Source organism: Chitinophaga fulva (assembly GCF_012927205.1).
GTDB classification, from domain to species: domain Bacteria; phylum Bacteroidota; class Bacteroidia; order Chitinophagales; family Chitinophagaceae; genus Chitinophaga; species Chitinophaga fulva.
Genome location: NZ_JABBGC010000002.1, coordinates 606709 through 623892, shown reverse-complemented (window position 1 = coordinate 623892; position 17184 = coordinate 606709). Strand labels below are relative to the sequence as shown.

Genomic DNA, 17184 nt, shown 5'->3' with positions numbered 1-17184 from the left:
CCGAAGGCGGCTGGTACACGATAAAAAAGGGGTCAAACAAAATACTTTTCTATAGGGAGTTAAAACAGTGCGTTGCTCAGGTGCAGCTGCTCGCGTTTCTTTCTGCTTTTACCGGCGATGACTTTCATATCGTTGATCCATCCCTGTATCTGTCCTGATGCCCATTTTACCACAGACGGACGGTATACCAGGTTGACGCAACTGCACGGTGGAAGGTCTTGTCTTTCCGGCGAGGAAGCATGTGATTCATTTTCTGACAATACCAGTTTGTCATTATTATATATACGGAAATATACGTCAGGTCCCATATGCCGGCGCCCTTGCCTGATGGGCTGTAACGTGCCATGGTAAAGGTCTTTCCGGGAAAAACGCAGTGTATAACGGCCATATTCATTCGTAATAGCAGTACCGATCTTTTTACCGGAGAGGGCATTGAACGCCTCCACGCGTAGTGGTGGCTGGTCATTTCCTGTCTCCCGGCGTTGTTTGACAGTACCGGTGATCACCCAGGCGCCGGCTTCTCCCTGGATGGTATTCCAGATGGCGGAAGGAACAACGTAGGCATAGGCCCCGATATAACCGTTAATACTGCGTTTCCAGTGTAGCACGGCTGTACACAGATGAAAATTGCGGGGTTGCTGGATACCGGTTTTGCCGGGGAGTGTATCCAGGCAGAGGTCTAACTCAAGGGGTTCTGTAAAAAGATGCTCCTGTTTCCAGGACAAGGTGAAATTGCCTTGTTCATCCAATGAAGCTTCCGCCAGCAGGCGGTCTGCTTTCATCAATACTTCTTTGGCTGACAATGGTTGCAGATCACTGAATATTCCTTTGGGGTTGGCAGCCGGGTAACGGGTGTCCGGCAGGTAAACACGTATCCGTGCCTGCGCGAGGGGCTCAATGCAGTCGTCACAGATAAGTGCAGAGATGTTTCCAATTAACAGGTAACTCATGGTTTTTAATTTTAAAGGGGGCAATGATAGAAACCCGCTGCATACTAAACTTAAAAACAAACATGGTAGAAAGGCCCTAGTGCTGACTGATCCGATATGTGTAACAGTTCGTTCGATCCGGTTGCAGGTACAAAGATTAACAACATCAGGATGCTAATCAAGCGTTGTAAACCTGAAAAAAATAAATGCGTATAAATACGCATTTTTAAGTGAGTGTTACGCTATTTCAGTGTTCCCTGTTAACCTCTTTTCAGGCGCAATCCTCTTCCATGCTATATTTCCGGTCACAGGGCGGTTTTAGGGGGAAAAGACCCTCTCACACAACCAATCTTGCAAACATGTAATATTGTAATAATTTTACCCCAAAACCTTAAACTACCCACATTTATGAGCGATTCTACTAAACAACCAATTCCTGCCGATGCAGGAGGTTTCATTTCCAGGGAGGAAATGGAAACATTGTGTAAGAACCATGACGACGAGCATGCCCAGCAGAAATCCATGGGCACGCACGTAAAAGCCATGTGTTTCGGTAAGGACAAAGTGATGGAACTGTTGAATCATCCTGACTGCACCGCACTGAGGATTTATTATGGTCTGAAAATCGATACAGACGGTGATGGTATCAAAGAAAAGAAAATGGTGCTGGTAGCCGTTGACAGCGATGGTAACGATATCCTTCCTCCAGGAGGAGACCCTGCCACCGGTTCCGTTGCCAAGAGCATGACTACCGCCCGCATTCTCGACCAAGGCCTTCCCTGCCCGGCTTATTGTTCTGGCGGAGGTACTAAACCACCCACCCAATAAAGGAAAAACGTGAATCTGAATATATTCCTTGGTATATTTTACACGATGATGGGGATCGAAGCTTTAATTTTGATCCCCTTCCTGTTAAAATTCAAAGCGCTGGACGCTGCCAGCAAATGGATGTGCTACTACATCTTTAGCAGCGTGGTTTTTGCGGTGGGATCTGCTATTACAGCCAGAATGGGTATGAACAACATGTGGTTGTTCAGCATGATGAACTTTATACAGTTTCTCCTCCTCTCCTGCTTCTATTGGACCATCATTAAACACCAAACAGTCAAACAACTTATTACCTATTTGCCTATTCTTGTTCTCGGATTGTGTATCGCCGACTTCCTCAAATTTGAAGGCATCCAGTCCTATAACTCCATCAGTGCCGGACTAAAATCCGGTATCATTATCGCCTACGGCGTTATCTTTTTCCTCCAGCTGTTGACTGACCGGGAACTATTGGAAAAAGCCATTTATATCAACACACTCCCTGAATTCTGGTATAGTTCTGGCGTCTTTATCTATTTCTGTAGTTCATTTCTCTTTTCTATCAGCTACAACCTCATCCAGCTACCCAAAGACGCACAGCAAACCATGGTGCTCACTCTCCTCAGTATAAATTATATTGTTGGTATAATTGCCATGATTCTGCTGTATATTGGCCTCACAAAAACTAAAAGGTTAGGGTATGCAGACAATTGATATTATTGTAATTGGTACTACAGTAATGTTAATCCTTGGAGTGATCGTGATTTTGCTCGTGATGTTCCAACAAAAACAGGTTATACAACACAAGCTGCTGATCAGGGACAAAGATCTGCAATTGCAACGGGAACGACTGGTGGCGGTGTTACAGGGGCAGGAACAGGAACGCAAACGTATTGCGGAAGACCTGCACGATGAAGTAGGCGCGCAGTTATCTGTACTGAAACTCAGTATCGGCGGACTGATGCCATTACTGAAAACCGGCAACGGAGAAGCGGAAAGACTGAAAGAAACCAAAGACTTCACAGACCTTATCATACAACAGCTGCGGTTCATCTCCCAAAGCCTGCACCCCCAGGCGCTGGAGAACCTTGGCCTGGCCCATGCGCTGGATTCATTCTGCAGTCTGATGAACAAAAACAAGGCAGTCAAAATCCATTTCCGGGTAACCGACAACCCTCAACCGGTAGACATGGAAAAAGCACTGAACGTATACCGCGTGGTACAGGAACTGATCAACAATATCCTGAAACATGCAGCGGCAACAGAGGTGACCATCACCTACCAGACTACCCCTTCCCTGCTGACAATCACGGTTGCTGACAATGGCAATGGACTACTATTACCTTCACTGGATGCCAACAAAAAGAAAACCGGAAGCCTGGGCCTCAAAAACATCGAGAGCCGTCTCAATATAATCGGCGGAAATATTACCTTCGCCGCGGGCGATCCAATTGGCACACTCGCTACCATTACCGTAGAAAATTATCAGGTTTAGGTACAGAATAGTGAATGGATATGTTGTTTTATTACTAAATTGCCATCCGGTTTTGTTGTACCCATATGTAACAACATGACTCACAGTAATTTATTAACTAAAAAATAATTTATTTCTCTATAAACTGTTCACTATGGCGCACATAAAAGTGGCTATTGCTGACGATCATAAGATCTTCCGCAGTGGAGTGATCAACACGCTGGTACCATATGACAATATCCGCTTTGTATTTGAAGCGGATGACGGCCTGCATCTGTTACAGCATATGGAACAGCAACAACCGGACGTAATTCTGATGGACCTGAAAATGCCCAACATGGACGGCATTGAGGCTACCATTAAAGTAAAGGAGAAGTATCCTGACGTTAAAGTGATTATTCTCACCATGTATGAAGACGACAACTTCATCGTTCACCTCGTGGAAAACGGCGCCAATGCCTATCTGCTGAAAAATGCGGACCCGGAAGAAATTTATGAAGCCATTTGCACCACTTATGAGAAAGGCTTCTATTTTAATGAAAACGTAAACCTGGCCTTATTAAAGAAAGTTCTACACAAGAATAAACAACAATTCAAGCCTACACTTAAAAACGAAATACAGCTCAACGATCGTGAACAGGAAGTGCTGAAACTTATCTGTCAGGAATTGACCACACAGGAAATATCTGAACAGATATTCCTTAGCCCGCGCACTGTAGAAGGCATCCGTCAAAAACTGCTGGAAAAGCTGAACGTCAAAAACAGCGTAGGCCTTGTATTATACGCTTTCCGTAACGGGCTTATTGAATAATACCTTCCCTTTCTTTTGCCACCAATTATACACTATATATGAAAACTGTAAGGAACTTCACCGCATCAGCCGCTGCCATGCTGCTGTTATATGCTGGTGCTTCTGTAGCACAGGGTATTAAGATGCCGGCTCCAAGCCCCGGCCAGACTGTAAAACAAGACTTCGCTCTCTCCAGCGTGGAACTGAACTATTCCCGCCCGGTAAAAAAAGGCAGGGTGATCATGGGCGATATCGTTCCCTACAACAAAGTATGGAGAACCGGCGCGAACTCCCCGACCGTTATCACTTTCGGAGAAGACGTGAGCTTCGGCGGCAAACCGGTAAAAGCCGGCAAATACGGTCTGCTTACCATTCCGGGTGCACAACAATGGACCGTTATCCTCACCAGCAGCCTGGACGTGAACAGCCCGTCTCTGTACAAGCAGGAAAATGACGTAGCCCGCGTACAGGTAAAACCAGTAGCACAAGGCGCACAGGAAAGCTTTACCATCGGTTTTGAAGATGTGAAAGAATCTTCTATGAACCTGGTGATCAGCTGGGACAAAGTAAAAGTACCAGTAGCCATCACTGCTGATATCCAGAACAAAGTCCTGGGTCAGATCGATGCTGCCATGGCCGCTCCCGGCGATAAAAAGCCTTACTTCCAGTCTGCCGTTTATTACCTCGAGCACAACCTGGACATCAACAAAGCTAAAACATGGATAGACGCCGCTGCTGCACAGAGCCCTGATGCATTCTGGGTTTGGCATCAGAAAGCAAAAATCTATGCTAAAGCCAACGACAAAAATGCTGCTAAAGAAGCTGCACTGAAATCCATCGAACTGGCTAAAGCTGCGAAGAACGACGACTACGTAGCACTGAACAACAAACTGCTGGCCACACTGAAATAATTTTAGTTCCGGCTATAAAATATGCGACAAAAAAAGCAGCGGGTATAATTTACCCGCTGCTTTTTTATTTCTCTTATGCTGAAATATTAAACCGTTGTTGCTTTTTGTTTTACAAAGGGCTGTATCATCAGGGCAAATACCACCACCAGTACACATCCGATGGCGTTAAGCCAGAGAAAAGACACCTGTTCCGTTCCATACATCGCCAGTACTACAGCTTCCGCCGCAATGGCACCCCAGAAAGTAGCTGTGCCTCCCAACCGTTTCAGGTAAAAGGCCACCATAAAGATGCCTAATGTTACGCCATAAAACCACGATCCCAGCACATTCACCACTTCGATCAGGCTTCCCAGGCCACTGGCAAACTGCGCCACCACAATACAAAATACACCCCATATCAGTGACCATAACCTGGACACGCGCAGGTAATGCTCCGGAGTGGCGTTACCGTTATACAGGCGCTGGTAGATATCGATCACAGTAGTAGAAGCCAGTGAATTGAGGGCGGCAGCAATGCTTCCCCATGCCGCCAGGAAAATAATCGCGATCAATAATCCCACCAACCCTTTAGGCAGGTTATTGACCACAAAATGCAGGAAGATATAGTTAGTATCATTAGTATCGGCAGCGGGATCAGCCTTCTTCATCAATGACAGCGCCTCAGCCCTTACGGCCTGTGCCTGCTCATCGGTTTGTTTCAACACTTTTTTGGCGGTGGCCGCAGCCGCAGCATCGTCCTGTTCCAGGGCGGCCGCCAGCTGTTTCACCTGCTGCTGTTTCTGTGTGGCCAGTTGTCCGTATTGACTTTCCAGTTGCGCCAAAGCCGGGCCTTGTGCGGTATTCCGCACTCTTGCCAACTGTGCTTCATTGAAGAAAATGGGTGCACGGAAATAGAGATAAAACACAAACACCATAGCGCCAATCAACAGGATGAGGAACTGCATAGGCACTTTCACCAGGCCATTCATGAGCAGCCCCATACGGCTTTCTTTTACCGACTTAGCGGTGAGATAACGTCCCACCTGTGACTGGTCTGTCCCGAAATAGGACAACGCCAGGAAAAAGCCTCCTATCAATCCACTCCAGATATTGTATTTATCGTTCCAGTCAAATTTGGTTACAATCACATTCAGCTTCTCCATTTTACCGGATACCTGTAAGGCCTGTTTGAAGCCGATATCCGCCGGCAGCAGATGTACCACCATCCAGCCGGCCAGGAACATGCCGCCGAAAATAATGGCCAGTTGCAATGTTTGCGTATAAGCCACCGCGCGGGTACCGCCCGCCACGGTGTAAATGATCAACAGGCCGCCCATGATCATGTTCGTCCAGTAGAGGTTCCACCCCAGCAGGGACGACAGGATGATAGACGGTGCACAGATACTGATCCCGGTAGAAAGCCCTCTTTGTATTAAGAACAGCGAAGCGGTCAGTGTTCTGGTTTTCAGATCGAACCGTTTCTCCAGGAACTCATAAGCAGTATACACTTTCAGCTTGTGAAAGATCGGGACAAAAGTGATACATAGCACCACCATCGCCAATGGCAGGCCGAAATAATACTGGACAAAACGCATCCCGTCGGTATAAGCCTGTCCGGGCGCTGAAATAAACGTGATGGCACTGGCCTGTGTGCCGATAATAGACAACAGCACAATATACCAGGGCATAGACTGGTTACCGAGAAAGTAGCTTTCCATGCTTTGCTTCCCCCGGCTCTTCCAGATCCCGTATAATATAATGATGGTGAGAGTGGCAATCAGTACCACCCAGTCTAATGAACTCATGAATATGTTTTGGTGAATAGATAGAAGAGAACGATCAGTAAAACCAGCCAGGCTATCACCAGTGCATACCAGTAACGCCAGGTTGGGAACAGTGGTGGTTTCTCTTCTTCCGGACCTGTAGCCATTTGGATATTTTGATATTTAGAGATTTAAAAATTGATTCAATCGTCTGAACTTTTGGTCCACATGCTTCCAGTCAGCAAACCAAGGCCGATACCAATCAGCAGTCCGATGTGGACCCTCTTTATCTCAAATCCGATGAACAGTCCCAGCAGGATACACAGGATCGCTGCAATCCTTAGCCTGGGACGGTTCTGTGCGTGTTTACCAGCCATGTTGTTTTAGTGTTTCGCAGAAATCAGGTTTACAAACAAACGATAAGCGCCTGGTACGCCGGCGGGCAGCTCGCGGAAAAATGCCAGTCCGGTATATACATACCTGCCTTTGCCATATTGCGCTATAATAGTGGAGCCATCCTGCGGCGATTCGCCTTTATCGTTCATGGTAAATAATTTCTTATATGCTTTATCAATGTTTGCAGGGAAATACAATCCTCTCTCCTGTACCCAGCCGCTGAAGTCCGCACTGGTGATTTCATTGGGATAATGCATTACAGCATCGTCCGGTTGCAGGAAGGTCACCGCTGCGTTTTCATCCGTCACACGGTCACGGGAAAGGCTAAACGGAAATGGTCCGAGGTTATTGGTCACCAGCGGATTGTTCACATTATACTGTACCAGCATTGTACCACCATTGTTGACATAGTTCATCAATTGGCTTTGCCAGTATTTCATGCGGGGGTTGGTATTGTAAGCCCTCACCCCTACAATGATAGCATCATATTGTGACAACTGGTTACCCATGATTTCTTTTTCGCCCAGCTCTGTAACGTCATACCCTACTTGTCGGAGGGAAGCCGCTACCAGGTCACCGGCGCCGGGAATATACCCCAACTTGTTGCCATTATGTTTCAGGTCTACAGTCACCAGTCTGGCAGAAGCTTCGGGGAATAATGTGATCAGCGGAATATGATCATAGCGGATATGCTGGATACTCTGCGTATATTCTTTACCGTTACAGCTTACTACTACTGTGAACGTATCTACGTGATTGGTAGTGGCAGCAGCTACCGGATGAATGGTGAACCGCAGTTCTTGTTCATCTCCTTTTTTCTCCATCCGGAAAGGTTGGCTGTTTTCTTTTACAGCGAAGCCGGCAGGCAGCCGCAGTTGTACGTTGCCCGTCACCCCGTCGGCAGAAGCTGCGAGCTTCACAGGAACTGTTTGCGGTTGGTTGTTGGTGAAGATATATACCTGGTTGTTCAGGTTGGCGACTACCGGCGGCGCTATCACCAGCGGCTCATACAGTTCGCCTTTTACCGGGTCGGTGTATTTGTATTGAAGGGGACGTTCAATGAGGAATTCCTGTCCGGCTATCTCCAGGTAAATACGGGCCACGAGCGGCGGGGTATTCTCCGGATTGCCCACCTGCAGCGGGTCAGGGATGGCATATGTACCTAACGGATGGGATTCTGCCAGCCAGTAAGGTTGTGAAATTTTTGTATCAGCGGGAACAGTCAGTGATTGAGAGATGCTGTTGAATTTATTGTAGTCCAGTTCGCGGGCGCCGGCGGCATCCGGTTTACCGGGGAGGTCCACTTTACGAAGCTTTACGGGGAACTGTCCACGGTTGATCATCTGTACCGTGGCTTCCATGCCATATCCCGGCACTACGGTAGGCGTGGTACTATAAGCTTCAGCCCATAATCCGGCGCAGGCATAGATCAGTTGTTCTGTCTCTTTCAGCTTCAGGTTGCGCCAGTAGCCTTCAGGCAGCGCCTGAACAGCCTTGCGGATATTGAGCAGCGCAGGAACGGAGGCGGCAGGGTCTTCCATGTTATAATCATGGATGGCCTTGTCTACCATAGCACCGATGGCTGCGCCACCGGGAATACGTGACCAGGAAGTGTTTACACCATCGAGTAACTGCTGACGGGGCGCATCCCCTTTGATCGTCATGAAGTACTCCATGCTGGAGCCTCTGCCGGCGGGTACGCCGAAGCCCTGGCTTTTATGCTGGGAACGGCTTTCCGCGGCTATCTCGCCATAACCTTTCCCTAAAAGGTAGTTATAGGCGCCTACATCTATTTTGAACTGGTCCTCCGAAATGGTGTTGGCGGAACCGAAGTTAAAGGTGTTCCACAACAGCCGTGTCGTTTTCCAGGGTTTAACGTATTTCAGTTGTTCAGGATATTGTTTGGGATCTGCGGCGGCAGCAAAGGCTTCTGCGGCCAGCATGGCGGAGGCGGTGTGATGCCCGTGGCCTGCGCGGCTGTCGGCCGGGAAGCGGCAGATGATCACATCCGGCTGGAATTTACGGATCATCCATACCACGTCGCCCAGGATTTTTTTCTTATCCCAGATAGTGAAGGTTTCAGCAGGATTTTTGGAGAAGCCGAAATCCTGTGCCCGGGTGAAGAACTGTTCAGCGCCGTCGGTCCGACGGGCAGCCAGCAGCTCTTGCGTACGGATAAGGCCCAGCAGTTCGGACTGCTCGTTGCCTACCAGGTTCTGGCCACCGTCACCACGGGTGAGGGACAGGTAACCGGTGCGGTACAGTTTTTCTTTGGCCAGGTAAGCCAGCAAACGGGTGTTTTCATCATCAGGATGGGCTGCCAGATACAACACGCTACCCAGCGTGTCCAGCTTTTTCAGCTGAAGCTTAATATCGGCTGCATTCCATACAGGCGACGGCTGCGCCATAGCAGGGATGCCGGCCGTCATTGTGATCAGTAAAGCCAGTGCAGTGCGGATTCTTAGAAACATGTAGTAAAACGTGATTTACAGGTCGCCAAAAATAGGAATAAATTTATGCGAAGGAAGGGATTATTGGTTGAACGGCGAATAAATAAAAAAGGTCCCGGTGTGTAACCGGGACCCTACAAGCAAAAACCAACCAGCTTGCAAAAACCAATTGTCAACAAAGGCGGTTTAGATTAGTTGTATCCTTCGTTTTGCTGGTGGCGTATATTCGGATTGGCATCCAGCTCCCTCTGGGGGATGGGTAAGATTATTTTTGGACCGGGCAGTGCCACGGTGATGGTTCTGTTACTAGCCAGGTATTTTACAAAGGGTGTCCCGGTGCGGGCAAGGTCAAAAAGCCGGTGCCCTTCAAAAGCAAGCTCTTTACGCCTTTCCAGTGCGATGGCATCCAGCAGCGCTTTCCCGCCGGCTGTTACCGGCGCCGTTCCCGGATTGGCCCGCAATACGATGTTATTGAGCGCCTGTCGTGCGTCTTCATCCCTGCCAAGGCGGGCAAGGGCTTCCGCCCGGATCAGGTGCAACTCTGCCAAACGCATCACTTTAATGCTTTCTGCGAAAGTGGTAACGTCTTTATATTTCGTGATGACGTTGGCGGGGTTCTCTCCCCCATTGCCGGCCCGTTTATCTCTCTTCACAAATCCCAGCCGGACATCCTTGTCATTATATATTCCCCGGACATCATCGGTAGCCAGTACATCTCCATAGCCGGTCTGACTGAACATAAAACTCAGTGCGTCCGTACTGCGGTTGTCTACCGGCGTATTGATGATTTCAAAGATCGTTTCGCTGTTGCCGGTCTGATTAAAATCACTCACTACCTTGTCCGTAGCCAGCAGGCTGTATTTGCTGCTGCTGATCACCTGGCTGGCAGCGGCTTCCGCCCCTTCCCAGTCGCCTTTGTAAAGCAGCACCCTGGCGAGCAATGCCCGTGCACTGTACAGGTTGATCCGTCCCGAACTGAAAGTGGTGCTTTTGCTGTCGTTGAAAAGACGGATGGACTGGTTCAGGTCTTTGATGATCTGTGTGTAGGTGTCTTTCACACTGCTGCGGGAAGGCGACTGTACCACCTCCACATCTGTAGTGATGGCCAGCGGAATTCCCATATGCGATGCATCCGGCGTGTAATTGTATGCCTGGGCGTATAACCGGGCGATATCAAAGAACACCAGCCCCCGCACGGCATATGCCTCGGCTATGATCTCCACGGCTTCTGTACTGTCGGTGGCCGATGGCGCCAGTAGTACTGAAGGACCTTTTTGTATGATCATGTTGGCATTGGCTACTACAGCGTATAACTGGTTCCAGCTATCGGTGATATATTGGTCGTTGGCCGTCACGATAAACTGGTCCAGATTACGGTACCTGTTACTGTTGAGAACACTGATGTATTCATTGTCACCCCGCAGGTCGGGCAACAGTAACATGGCACGTCCGTAATAGTTTTCATTTTGCATCAGTGAATACACCCCGTTAATGGCGGCCCTAAGACCAGCCAGATCTTTAATAGCATGGCGTGTTTCCGTTGCTGCCGTTGGGTCCTGATTGAGGAAGTCCTTACTGCAACCGGTAACCAGTACAGTCATCAAAACCCAGGCAATATGTTTATATCGTTGCAACATGCGTAGTTAAAAGTTAACGTCTACTCCAACAAGAAAGGTTTTGAAAATCGGTGGCCGTTGATCATAATCGCCTGTCACAGGCACTTCCGGGTCCATCGTCAATTGCCGGTCTTTTACATACATCCAGAGGTTGTTGCCTCTGAAATATACCCTTGCTTCGGTGAGTCCTGCTTTGGACAACCATAGCTTAGGAAGGTTATAAGCCAGCAGCAGGTCCCTTAAGCGGATAAAGCTGCCGTCGTACAGGAAGCGGGAAGAAGCCTGATTACTGAGGCCTGTCTGTGTGCCGCCAAATACTACTTTAGGGATGCTGGTGATATCTCCCGGTTGTTGCCAGCGGTTTTCGTAAATCCGCCGGGAGAGTTTGGAGGAAGCGCCGAAACCGCCGCTGCCATCCGATTCTGTAAATGATCCCCAGTTGTCATACACTTTGTTGCCCCAGTTATAGAAGAACTGAAAGCTGAGTTCAAAACCTTTATAGCTGAAGTGATTGGTAATGCCTCCATAAAATTTAGGGAGGGCACTGCCCTGATTGAATCGCTGTGCTTCGCCGTATATGTTGGTCGTCGCTGTTTTATCTGCGTTGGTATACCACAGCGCTTCGCCTGTTTGCGGGTCGGCACCGGCATATCCTACGAGATAAAACTGATAGAAATCGCCGCCGACTTCCCGTTTGTAGGTACTGGTCATCGGGTTGTCCAGCCTTGTGATCGTGTTCTTTAAGGTAGAGAAGTTAAAGTCCGTGCGCCATGAAAACGATTCGGGGCTTGCGGGCAATATGTTACGGGTGCTGAGTGACACTTCCCAGCCGCTGTTGCGCATTTCACCGTTATTGCGGAACACCGTCGTGATCCCGTTGGTGGATGATACCGGTACATTCAGTAACAGGCGGGAAGTAACCCGGTTGTAATATTCAACGGTACCGGATATACGATTTTTCAATACGGAGAAATCGATGCCTGCGTTGAAGGGTTTGTTCTGTTCCCATGTAAGAAAGGGATTGGGGTATTGTCCTAACACATACCCCGGTTTCCCATCATAATCATTAGCCGGATTGTACAGCGACAAAGAGGCATAGTTATCAATAGCCTGGTTTCCGTTGCTGCCGTAGCTAGCACGTAATTTCAATTCGTTGATGCCGGGAATATCATGCATAAAGCTTTCCTTATAGATATTCCAGGCGACGCCGACAGACCAGAAATTGGCGCCGCGTTTTTGCGCGCCAAACCGGGAAGATGCATCCCGTCTGATGGAGCCGGAGAGGTAATATTTTTGCTGATAGTCGTATCCTGCGTTGAAGAATACGCCTGTCAGGGAATTAGCGGCGTTGACCGAAGTAATGGATTCGGGCCTGGAGGCATCAGCGAGTTCGCTTTTGCCAGGCAGGAAGTTGGTGGCAGAAGCGCTGTTACCGGTATTCCGGGTGCGCTGTGCTTCAAACCCTGCGAAAGTATTAAGACCGTGTTGGCCCCAGCGGTGCTGGTACCGCAGAATACTGGTAGATACCCAGTTGTTCCACAGATTGTTGTTGACATAAGCCCTGCCATTGGTATTTCTGCCATCACCGAAGGTGGGTGGATAGAAAGAGTTGCTACGGGCATAATTAAGATCGAGGCTTATTTTGGATTCGAGCGACAGGCCGTCAATGATCATGTATTTGGCGCCTGCGCCGGCCAGCAGCCCGTAGATGGAGCCGGTCCTGGTTACTTCGTTGAGTACCGCTACCGGGTTAAAACTGGTGTTGTAACTAAAATCATAAGAGCCGTCAGGGTTGTAGACCTTCAGCCAGGGCTGCATGCGGGCGAGTGACCGTACCGGGTTGGCCAGCAATCCCACATCCCCTACTGCATTAGCTTTCTGATATGCCAATGATAAGTTGACATTAAAGGAGAGCCGTTCCGTAGCCTGGTTGCTGAGATTCAGTTTTCCGGTCATCCGCTGATAGTCTACGCCGCGAAGCGCAGATTTGGAATCATAATAACCACCGGACACATAAAAACGTGTTTTATCTGTACCGCCGGCAGCAGAGAGATTCGCTTGTGTGTAGCTGCCGGAGCGTGTCAGTAAATTCATCCAGTTGGTATTGACGGTGGTGTCGATGCCGCGGGCTTGTAGTTCCCGTATAAAGCCTGCTTCACCGCTGCCGTCATTCTTGTTGTACCATCCTTCCCGCAGCAGTTCTATCATCTCGCGGGTATTAAGCGGATAGTTGCCTTTGGGGATGGTGAGCGTATTGACGCCTTGTTGTGCGCTGACACTGATCCGTGTGCGTCCGGGCCGGCCTGTTTTGGTGGTGATCAGGATCACCCCGTTGGCTGCGCGGGAGCCGTAGATAGAGGCTGCCGCGGCGTCTTTCAGCACGGAAATGGAAGCGATATCAGCGCTGTTGATACCGGCTAATGAATTCACATTAAAATCGGTGAGGTCATCTGTCACTACCGGTACACCGTCCACTACATAAAGCGGAGTGCTGCCGGCAGTGATAGAGCCTATACCACGGATACGGATACTGGGTACCGATCCGGGTTGGCCGGAACCATTCGTAGATTGTAGTCCCGGGACATTTCCTTGTAAACTTTCCTGGAAGCTGCTACGGGGGGCCTTGTCATACAAGGCCGAGTTAACCATAACAGCTGAACCTGTCAAAGAACCTTTTGTTTGAACGCCATAAGCCACTACCACTACTTCATTCAGTCCTCTGGCGTCGTCCTTGAGGACGATATTCAATGTCGATCTGTTACCGATCGTTACTTTCTGTTCCTCGTATCCGATAAACGAGCAAACCAGTGTGCCCGTTGGAGGGGCCATCATCCGGAACTGCCCGTCAGTGCCGGTGGTTGCGCCTTTATTGACGCCGGCAATCCGGATGCTTACCCCTGGCAGCGGGTGACCACTAATGTCGGTCACCTGACCACTGACGACGATATCCGGGATAGCTGCCTGTGCACCGGGTACGATGGCAATAAGGCCATCGGTCAGCGGTTTGTAAGTGAGCCCTGTTCCTTGCAATATATGCCGGAGGGCTTCCTCTGCTGGTTCCTCTTTCAAGTCGATTGTAACCCGGATGTACGCGGGTATCAGATCGTTGCGATATACGAAACGATAATTACTTTTTTTCTCAATCAACTTCAACAGGCGTGTCAGTGGCATCTGATCTGCTTTCACTGATATTCGGTCGCTTTGCCCGAACACGTGGCCCGTTATATGTAGAGAGGTAATCAGAATAATAAAGGATACCAGTTTCATTAGCAGTACAACATTTTCCTTATGTATGTGCAAAAGGATGGCAAAATGTATGTTTTTTTTGCATACATTTAGGTTGTTAAAGGTCAATAAAACGACGACAGTACTACATTGCCAAGTGAAGCTAACTGCCGTTTGATCTGAACAAAAGGGTAAATGTTTGCAGCATTTGCCCTTTTTTTATGCCAATGGTATCTTTTCTTTTTTGTCGAACATAAACGTGCTACTGGTTGATAAATACCTCGTTGCCTTTTATCTCGCAACGGAAAGATGATGTAACCTTCAGCGCCTCCAGAATCTGAGGCAGTGATTCATTTTTGAAAGTACCGGTAAAGCGGTATGCCTTCAGTTTTTTATCCGTCAGATAGACTTTCACACCAAACCAGCGTTCCATTTTCAGTGCTACGGAGCCAAAGTTTTCGTTGTCGAAAACCAGGACATTGTCGCACCAGGCTGTTTCATTGATCAGGTCGTCCTGCCCATTCATCTTCACTTGTTCCATGCTGTAACCCAGTGAAGGTCTGGCATTGCCGTCCTGCGTATGTCTGATAATAAATTTCTGATTGGGCTGCAGTTGTACCCTGCGTTGCTGGTCATCTGCCGGCACTACTTCCACCGATCCGGAGATCAGGGATGTTTCTGTTTGTTCTTCATTGGGATACGCTTTGATATTAAAAGCGGTGCCCAATACATTGACGGCCATGCGGCTGGTCTTTACCACGAACGGGTTCTCCGCATCTTTAGCTACTTTAAAGAAGGCTTCTCCGGAGAGAAACACTTCCCGCTTTTGCTGCGTGTTCATGTCGCGCTGGTAGGTGATGCGGCTACCACCGTTGAGCCATACTTCTGTGCCGTCCGGCAGGGTGGCACGGGAACGGGAACCGTTCCGGGTCTGGATCTCGGCTATTTCTGCCGGCACTTTGTGGGTGGTTTTGCTACTGAGCAGGAAAATACAGTACCCCGCCAGTAATACGACCAGTGTGGACAAGGCCACCAATACACCTGCCCTGCCTTTCCGGTGACGTGTCACACGCTCTGCCGGGAATTCAGTGGTAATAGCCAGGTCATTGCCTAGCCGGACCATGTGTTTTTCCAACGCCAGTTCCGTTTTCTCAGCCCATGCCGGAGCAGCAACCGGTACAGGCATATTACCGAGTACCGAAACCTGGTACCTCAGCTCCGGATATTGCACCAACAGCTCTTCCAGCTCGCGCAATTCAGCCATAGTGGCCTCGCCCGATACCTTTCTTCCCAGCAATAACCAAATTCTTTCCTGTTCCATGTCGTTGTTGCAAAAGCATGATTGTAATAAAAGGACATGCAGATTTCCAAAATCTACTATTCCCTCACAAAGTTTTTTTTTAATTTTTTTTTAGCGGGAGAAATGGAGGTGGATCACCTCACTGATTTTTTTTAATGCCTGTGCCATGTGCACATCAATGGTGTTCACTGAAATATCCAGTATCTGGGCCACTTCCTTGTACTTCAGTCCATCTTCCCGGATCAGTTTAAAGATCATTTTCCTTTTGGGAGGCAGTTGATTAATGGCCGACTCAATCTTTTTGATCATCTCCCCGGATATAAATATTTGCTCCGGTGTGGCATAACCGCCACTGATGTCCACTTCCAGTTCATCGAGACTGAAATGTTGTGTTCTGGAAGCGCGGTTAAGATAGTTCAGGGCGATGTTTTTGGCAGAGACGTACAGGTATACTTTAATGTTCTGCACTTGCAGGAGCCTTTCCCGGTTTCTCCAGATATTGAGAAATACATCGGAGGCCACTTCTTCGGCCGACTCCCATGATTTAACGATAGAGAAAGCAAACTGGCTGAGAGGTTTATAGAATAAACGAAACAAGGCCTTATAGGCCTGCTCATCGCCAAGCGACGCTACGCGCTCCACCAGCAGTTGTATATTCGCTTCCTCCCTCAATTGGATGGCCGGTTATTTTCAGGTTGATTGTGAGATGCAATGGCTAAAGATAATCAGGAATTGTGAAAATCCTGTTATTTTTTGAACATAAAGTACACGGCACCGATCAGAAAAGCAAAAGAGATCAGGTAGTTCCAGCGAAGCGGTTCTTTCAGAAAGAACACCGCAAAAACACTGAAAACAGTGAGGGTGATCACTTCCTGGATGGTTTTAAGTTGAAACCCACTGAATCCTTCCTGGGCACCATACCGGTTGGCCGGCACCATAAAGAGGTATTCAAAAAAAGCGATGCCCCAACTAATCAGGATCACCTTCCACAAGGCGGTATCCTGATGTTTCAGATGCCCGTACCAGGCGAAAGTCATAAAGGTGTTGGAAATAAGTAGCAGGATGACTGTGCGCATAAATTTCGCAATTATAGTCTTTTTTCTTCAGTAACGGAACCGGGTGCAATCAATGGCAAGATGGCATGGTGCAGGAAAGTACCTCTGAAGGTGGCAAACATCACGCCTCTCGCCGTTGATAGTGCTGTACTATGGAGGGTTTCAATGAGATCGTCCGGCATATCCGGCTGACCGTCAGCATTGAGCCGTACCACGTCTGCAAAGTTATTCATGGTGAAGGTACAATTGATGGTGAGGCTTCCCAGTTGCCGGGTAATGTTTTCGTTGTGTACACCGATTTTCACAGTTACCAACACCTGGCTTTTCTCATCCTCTGCTTTGCTGGTGATATGAATATCAAAATGAAAGCTTTCAAATGGCGGATGGTCCCCCGGGTAATGCAGGGAACTGTCCAGCAGGTCTATGGCCAGCAGGACGAGGTGTTGCGGTCCTGTTTTTGCCGGTGATGATCGTTTAGTCATGAGCGTA

16 protein-coding genes are annotated in these 17184 nt (G+C 48.6%); 5 read left to right on the top strand and 11 right to left on the bottom strand.

All coding sequences use genetic code 11. The annotated features are described in order from the left end of the window. Positions 1 to 59 precede the first annotated feature (59 nt). On the bottom strand, positions 60 to 950 hold the full coding sequence (locus HHL17_RS18985; RefSeq protein ID WP_169226384.1) for a hypothetical protein: 891 nt from the start codon (positions 948 to 950) through the stop codon (positions 60 to 62). Positions 951 to 1337: 387 nt separating this feature from the next. Here HHL17_RS18985 and HHL17_RS18980 point away from each other — a divergent pair, with 387 nt between their 5' ends. From HHL17_RS18980 to HHL17_RS18960, 5 genes are all read left to right on the top strand, one after another. Beyond that, the gene (locus HHL17_RS18980) at positions 1338 to 1757 is read left to right on the top strand and encodes a hypothetical protein (RefSeq protein ID WP_169226383.1); all 420 of its coding nucleotides are present in this window, start codon (positions 1338 to 1340) and stop codon (positions 1755 to 1757) included. Between the two features lie 9 nt (positions 1758 to 1766). Continuing rightward, positions 1767 to 2450 carry a hypothetical protein gene (locus HHL17_RS18975; protein WP_169226382.1) on the top strand — a complete coding sequence of 228 codons (684 nt, stop codon included), beginning with the start codon at positions 1767 to 1769 and terminating at the stop codon, positions 2448 to 2450. Next, positions 2437 to 3231, top strand: coding sequence for a sensor histidine kinase (locus HHL17_RS18970; protein ID WP_169226381.1), 795 nt, complete (start codon positions 2437 to 2439; stop codon positions 3229 to 3231). Before HHL17_RS18975 ends, HHL17_RS18970 begins: the two co-directional genes overlap by 14 nt. A gap of 133 nt (positions 3232 to 3364) precedes the next feature. Further along, a complete protein-coding gene (locus HHL17_RS18965) occupies positions 3365 to 4021 on the top strand; it encodes a response regulator transcription factor (protein WP_168874273.1) in 657 nt (218 codons plus the stop codon). A gap of 38 nt (positions 4022 to 4059) precedes the next feature. After that, positions 4060 to 4911: a DUF2911 domain-containing protein gene (locus HHL17_RS18960; RefSeq protein WP_169226380.1), complete on the top strand. Its 852-nt coding sequence runs from the start codon at positions 4060 to 4062 to the stop codon at positions 4909 to 4911. An 86-nt stretch (positions 4912 to 4997) separates the two neighbouring features. Here the strand turns inward: HHL17_RS18960 and HHL17_RS18955 are convergent, their stop codons facing one another. The 10 genes from HHL17_RS18955 to HHL17_RS18915 form a co-directional block, all read right to left on the bottom strand. After that, positions 4998 to 6695, bottom strand: a complete 1698-nt coding sequence (locus tag HHL17_RS18955) for a sodium:solute symporter (protein ID WP_169226379.1) — start codon at positions 6693 to 6695, stop codon at positions 4998 to 5000. After that, on the bottom strand, positions 6692 to 6820 hold the full coding sequence (locus tag HHL17_RS33755; protein ID WP_262889087.1) for a hypothetical protein: 129 nt from the start codon (positions 6818 to 6820) through the stop codon (positions 6692 to 6694). Before HHL17_RS33755 ends, HHL17_RS18955 begins: the two co-directional genes overlap by 4 nt. 36 nt (positions 6821 to 6856) lie before the next feature. Then, positions 6857 to 7030 (bottom strand): hypothetical protein, encoded by a 174-nt coding sequence (locus tag HHL17_RS18950; protein ID WP_169226378.1) that lies wholly within the window; start codon positions 7028 to 7030, stop codon positions 6857 to 6859. Positions 7031 to 7036: 6 nt separating this feature from the next. Then, positions 7037 to 9520: a PIG-L family deacetylase gene (locus tag HHL17_RS18945; RefSeq protein WP_169226377.1), complete on the bottom strand. Its 2484-nt coding sequence runs from the start codon at positions 9518 to 9520 to the stop codon at positions 7037 to 7039. 170 nt (positions 9521 to 9690) lie between these two features. Further along, positions 9691 to 11100, bottom strand: a complete 1410-nt coding sequence (locus tag HHL17_RS18940) for a RagB/SusD family nutrient uptake outer membrane protein (protein WP_240975947.1) — start codon at positions 11098 to 11100, stop codon at positions 9691 to 9693. A gap of 42 nt (positions 11101 to 11142) precedes the next feature. Continuing rightward, positions 11143 to 14301, bottom strand: coding sequence for a SusC/RagA family TonB-linked outer membrane protein (locus HHL17_RS18935; protein ID WP_169226375.1), 3159 nt, complete (start codon positions 14299 to 14301; stop codon positions 11143 to 11145). Between the two features lie 301 nt (positions 14302 to 14602). Beyond that, positions 14603 to 15661 (bottom strand): FecR family protein, encoded by a 1059-nt coding sequence (locus HHL17_RS18930; RefSeq protein ID WP_169226374.1) that lies wholly within the window; start codon positions 15659 to 15661, stop codon positions 14603 to 14605. Positions 15662 to 15751: 90 nt separating this feature from the next. Beyond that, complete coding sequence (locus tag HHL17_RS18925) at positions 15752 to 16312, bottom strand: RNA polymerase sigma-70 factor (RefSeq protein ID WP_206156091.1); 561 nt, start codon at positions 16310 to 16312, stop codon at positions 15752 to 15754. Between the two features lie 74 nt (positions 16313 to 16386). Then, positions 16387 to 16716, bottom strand: a complete 330-nt coding sequence (locus tag HHL17_RS18920; protein WP_169226373.1) for a DMT family protein — start codon at positions 16714 to 16716, stop codon at positions 16387 to 16389. Positions 16717 to 16727: 11 nt separating this feature from the next. Continuing rightward, complete coding sequence (locus HHL17_RS18915; protein ID WP_169226372.1) at positions 16728 to 17177, bottom strand: hypothetical protein; 450 nt, start codon at positions 17175 to 17177, stop codon at positions 16728 to 16730. Between the last annotated feature and the right edge of the window lie 7 nt (positions 17178 to 17184).

Excerpts from the sequence above, each read along its gene's own strand:
- HHL17_RS18940 (WP_240975947.1), bottom strand. The coding sequence starts at position 11,100 with ATGACTGTACTGGTTACCGGTTGCAGTAAGGACTTCCTCAATCAGGAC.
- HHL17_RS33755 (WP_262889087.1), bottom strand. The coding sequence starts at position 6,820 with ATGGCTACAGGTCCGGAAGAAGAGAAACCACCACTGTTCCCAACCTGG.
- HHL17_RS18955 (WP_169226379.1), bottom strand. The coding sequence starts at position 6,695 with ATGAGTTCATTAGACTGGGTGGTACTGATTGCCACTCTCACCATCATT.
- HHL17_RS18950 (WP_169226378.1), bottom strand. The coding sequence starts at position 7,030 with ATGGCTGGTAAACACGCACAGAACCGTCCCAGGCTAAGGATTGCAGCG.
- HHL17_RS18945 (WP_169226377.1), bottom strand. The coding sequence starts at position 9,520 with ATGTTTCTAAGAATCCGCACTGCACTGGCTTTACTGATCACAATGACG.
- HHL17_RS18915 (WP_169226372.1), bottom strand. The coding sequence starts at position 17,177 with ATGACTAAACGATCATCACCGGCAAAAACAGGACCGCAACACCTCGTC.
- HHL17_RS18970 (WP_169226381.1), top strand. The coding sequence starts at position 2,437 with ATGCAGACAATTGATATTATTGTAATTGGTACTACAGTAATGTTAATC.
- HHL17_RS18920 (WP_169226373.1), bottom strand. The coding sequence starts at position 16,716 with ATGCGCACAGTCATCCTGCTACTTATTTCCAACACCTTTATGACTTTC.
- HHL17_RS18930 (WP_169226374.1), bottom strand. The coding sequence starts at position 15,661 with ATGGAACAGGAAAGAATTTGGTTATTGCTGGGAAGAAAGGTATCGGGC.
- HHL17_RS18965 (WP_168874273.1), top strand. The coding sequence starts at position 3,365 with ATGGCGCACATAAAAGTGGCTATTGCTGACGATCATAAGATCTTCCGC.
- HHL17_RS18980 (WP_169226383.1), top strand. The coding sequence starts at position 1,338 with ATGAGCGATTCTACTAAACAACCAATTCCTGCCGATGCAGGAGGTTTC.
- HHL17_RS18985 (WP_169226384.1), bottom strand. The coding sequence starts at position 950 with ATGAGTTACCTGTTAATTGGAAACATCTCTGCACTTATCTGTGACGAC.
- HHL17_RS18960 (WP_169226380.1), top strand. The coding sequence starts at position 4,060 with ATGAAAACTGTAAGGAACTTCACCGCATCAGCCGCTGCCATGCTGCTG.